This window comes from bacterium (assembly GCA_024228115.1).
Lineage (GTDB): Bacteria > Myxococcota_A > UBA9160 > UBA9160 > UBA6930.
Genome location: JAAETT010000183.1, coordinates 1 through 4,117, shown reverse-complemented (window position 1 = coordinate 4,117; position 4,117 = coordinate 1). Strand labels below are relative to the sequence as shown.

The 4,117-nt window shown below is 63.2% G+C and carries 4 protein-coding genes; 2 read left to right on the top strand and 2 right to left on the bottom strand.

Translation table 11 applies throughout. The features are described 5' to 3' along the window. Positions 1–182 precede the first annotated feature (182 nt). Both GY937_09275 and GY937_09270 read right to left on the bottom strand, forming a co-directional pair. On the bottom strand, positions 183–881 hold the full coding sequence (locus GY937_09275; protein ID MCP5056899.1) for a hypothetical protein: 699 nt from the start codon (positions 879–881) through the stop codon (positions 183–185). Positions 882–1,169: 288 nt separating this feature from the next. After that, the gene (locus GY937_09270) at positions 1,170–2,519 is read right to left on the bottom strand and encodes an AarF/ABC1/UbiB kinase family protein (protein MCP5056898.1); all 1,350 of its coding nucleotides are present in this window, start codon (positions 2,517–2,519) and stop codon (positions 1,170–1,172) included. A 137-nt stretch (positions 2,520–2,656) separates the two neighbouring features. On the opposite strand from GY937_09270, the gene GY937_09265 reads away from it, so the two are divergent. Beyond that, complete coding sequence (locus GY937_09265; protein ID MCP5056897.1) at positions 2,657–3,088, top strand: DUF1329 domain-containing protein; 432 nt, start codon at positions 2,657–2,659, stop codon at positions 3,086–3,088. Positions 3,089–3,154: 66 nt separating this feature from the next. After that, the gene (locus GY937_09260) at positions 3,155–3,982 is read left to right on the top strand and encodes a DUF1329 domain-containing protein (protein ID MCP5056896.1); all 828 of its coding nucleotides are present in this window, start codon (positions 3,155–3,157) and stop codon (positions 3,980–3,982) included. Positions 3,983–4,117: the final 135 nt, after the last annotated feature.

The window sequence follows — 4,117 nt, the reverse complement described above, 5'->3', positions numbered from 1 at the left end:
CGAGCCGGGAGGGCGTTCGCCCTGGGTCAAGGACCTTTCGACCCGGAAGATCTGAATCGGAATCCGGAACGGCGGGCTGCGTCGCCCCCCGGCCAAATGATCAGATTTCTACGCTTCTGAGTGAGCGTCTACACCTTGGCCCACATCGCCAGAGCGAAGGTCGGCTCGCGTGCGTGGCTCGGCTAGGCGGCGCTCGGAATCTCAGCCGGATCGAGTCGGGGGCCGGCCCTCCGCCAACCCTCGGCCAGGAGCCACGTATGTGGCGTGGCGACCGCCACCACGTTTCCCCCGGGTCGCTCCCGTGCTTGAGCGACGAGTCCCCTGGCAGCGCGCCGCCAGCCCTCGAACCAACGCCCAGACGAGGCCGGATCGATCCTCGTTGTCCTGGGCTTCGTCTTCATATGCCTACGTGCGTTCAGGAGCACGTAGCGCATCGCATTCCGAACCTGGGTCGGAGTCCGCAGCACCACATGGTGAAAGCGGTCCAACAGGACACGCCCCTTTCGCCCGAACACCCGGTTCACCGCCCGCGCCAGGCGAGATCCCAACGCATTCATCCCTCTTCCGAGCGCGCCCGCATCCCTGGCCTCGACGATCAGATGCAGGTGATTCGACTGGATCGAATAGTGAACGAGCCGGAAGTCCGTGCGCTCGAGCACGCAGGCAAACGACCTCTCCACTTCCCGCACCAGCCGCCCATCGCGAAGCGACGGAACATCGGGCCGGACCTTCACAGTCACATGGCAAGGATGCCGCGAAGCCAAAGGCGCTCGCTGAAGATGGGCCACTCGCGGGTTCGGACCAGGCTTACGTCCAGCACCCTCACGCCTTCCGCCCCAGCCATGAAGGGGAAGCTCGAGTTGAGGAGTCCGACGCAGCATGGTGTTGATAATGGCACTGTTTGAATACGATGTCAAGGAAAACCGACGAACGCCGCTACCGGCCCCGGTTCAGCTGAGAACCCGCACACAGCCCACCTGACCCACGCCCCCAAGCCGACCTTGGCCCCACCCATGCGGGCTAAAGCGCCGCGCCCATGCGTCGGCCGTGCGAGAACCCACCGCAGGATGAAAGGATGCCCTCACACCCAACCCATCCCCCCTCACCAGCCCCGCGAACCCCAAGCCGGCCAGCCACCAACCCGCGCAGGTGGCTCTCGCGTCACGGGACTAGTCCGTCTCCGCCAGGAAACGAAGCATGTAAGGCACCGCGAGCGTCATCAGGTCGACCTCGGGCGCCAATTCCCTCCCGAGGGCGAAGACGTATGAAAGCGTCTTCGCGTAGAAGAGCAGCGGCAGGGGCAGGGTGAGCCCCGATGTCTCGAAGAGCAGGGCGCTCGCTTCGTCCTTCAGGGCGAGTACGCGATCGGTACTCATGGCCATGGCGCCGCCTTGCTCGCCTCGTATGCGCTCGAACATGGCCGAGACCGCGGCCCGGACACCGGGTTCCGCGCCGGGTTCGATCATCTTCATGCGTTCCATGCCGGCCAGGAAGGCGTCGAGGTCATTCTTCAGCAGGGCGTAGATGCCCTGGCGGACTTCCTTGCGGAGCTTCGGATCAAGACGCTGAGAGAGGCCGAAATCTACGAACAGGATCCGCGGGCGTTCAGTGGCCTCGGGCTCGTCGATCACGAACAGGTTGCCGGGGTGCGGATCCGCGTGAAAGAGGCCATCGACGAACATCTGCTTGGCGTAGGCGGCGACGATCGCCTGAAGCACCTCGGGCATGGGGATGCCCCGAGCGGCCAGCGCTTCAGGTGCTCGAAGCGAGAGTGCTGGCAATTCGAGCATGGTGAGGACGCGACCTGCGGAATGGGACTCGACGATCTGGGGAACTACGAGGCGTGGGTCACCCGAAAGGTTCTCTGCGATTTCAGCTGCCATAGCCGCCTCCCGGCAGAAATCGAGTTCCTCGCGGTAGCTGCGAGAAAATTCGGCAAAGGCGGCTCCGGCGCGCTCGGAGGGAGCCAATCTCTTCAGCAGCCTCCTGAGCAACGCCAGGTCCGCTCGGGCCGAGCGCGTCAACCAGGGGTACTGGACCTTGACGATGACGTCTCGGCCATCGTGCAGGCGGGCCCGGTGTACCTGTGCGATCGATGCCGCCCCGAGGGGTGTCGGATCGATGGCAAGGAAATGCCTGGCTAGCGGAGCACCGAGCTCCTCTTCGATCACTCGGCCGATTCGCCAGAAGGAAAGCGGGGGAACGTCGTCACGAAGAGAAACGAGAGCGTCTCGCGTCTCCGCGTCGAGGGTATCGACCCTCACTGCAGCTAGCTGACCTAACTTCGTGAAGGGACCCTTCAACGTGCCCAGGGCCGCAGGAAGGCTGGCGGGCAGGTGAGATCCTCGGCTTCCTTCCCCACGGGACGCGCCGAGAAGAACACGGAGCAACATGACGAAGCCCGCCAGGCCGGTGACGCGCGCAATCCATTCCAAACGTGCGAGCGCCCGGGCGGGAAAGGTGGGTTCGGGCAACAGGTCGGGATGCAACATGGTGGGCGGGCGGGACGCTACCGGCATGGGAATGATCCCACCACGCGTCATGGGGAGGCTGGGTCTGCTACCTCTTGAATCGCGGGGAGGCCGGCAGGCGTACTTCCCCGTAGTTGCCGGCTCAACCGCCGGCCCGGAGTGACATCCGGACAAGGGGGAAAGCCATGATCCGAAGCCTCATCATTCTCGTGGCGGTGCTTGCTCTACCGCTCGTCGCCATTGCCCAGGAAGACACGGCGGGCGGTGCGCCGACCTTCGCCGAAGGCGACGTCATCACCAACGACAAGGTGGAATCGCTCAAGCCGTTCCTGCCGGAGCAGTTCTGGTCGAACCGCGACTTCTTCTTCTACGAGGGCATGCAGCTCGAGATCGGCCCGTTCCAGCGTGACTACAGCGAGTCGCCCGAATACCTGGCAGCAACCGAGCGTTTCAAGGGCCAGGCGAAGATCGGGCCCGCATCGAGCCTCGAGAACTTCACGGCCGGGCGTCCCTTCCCGGAGAAGATCGATTGTGCCGGCGATCCGGATGCCGGGACGAAGATCATCTGGAACTTCGACTATCAATGGGACGGCGACGGCTCGAATTCCACCTACTAATACTCGTATTGGGATCGCGGTGAGGAACTGCCGCTCTACTTCCAGGGGACGGCCAAGACGATCCTGATGTCCCATCGGGTCGAGAAGGGGATTCTCGATGAGGACAACGGCGATCTCTTCCGAGGCGAGAAGAGGAAGAGCGCCTTCGGGATCGAGGTCAACGCGCCCTTCGATGCTCGCGGCATCATGCTGATGACGTATCGGTACAAGGAGTCGGATCGACCGACGGCCGAGACCAAGAACGACGACACCTGGGTCTACGTTCCGACGCTGCGTCGCGTGCGTCGGATCTCTGCCGCCCAGCGGACGGACGCCGTTTCCGGGACCGACTTCACGTTCGACGATCTACGCAGCTTCGCGGGAATCGTTCCGCAGTACGCGTGGGAGTGCCTTGGAGAAGCAGACATCCTGGCACCCATGAACTCCCGGGTGGCGGCCTACCCCTACAACGAGGATCAGAACTTCGGGCCTTACGGTCTGTCGTACGCGGATGATCGTTGGGAGATGCGGAAGGCGTGGAAGATCCGGTTCACTCCAAACAGCGCGGACCACCCGTACGACCACAAGGATATCTACATCGATCAGCAGACGTACGTGGCCCTCTACTCGTTCGCCTACGACCGCAAGAACGAGCTCTGGAAGATCATCACCCACAATCATCGCTGGAGCGGTGACGAACTGGAGAGTGACACCAAGAGCAAGGATGGCTGGTACCACGGCTGGGATGCGGTACCGGAGCCCCGGGATCTACGGGTCGTCAGTGACACGATCGTGAATGTCCAGACAGGCACCGGCAACCGGATCGAGTTCTGGGATAGCCACGGAACCCCGCTCAAGAGCAAGGGCAAGATCCGGCGTTACATCGACGTCGGTCGTTTGACCAAGGGTCGCTAGCCTGAACTATGCACGAAAGTTGGCTGAGAAGCTGGCTTTCCAATGTTTCAGCGTGCCGCGCGGCGATTGACGCTGACGGATCTCGTTTTGGGTGGTCGATGCCCATTCCGTGGCGCGAATGCGGAGTGTGCTTCG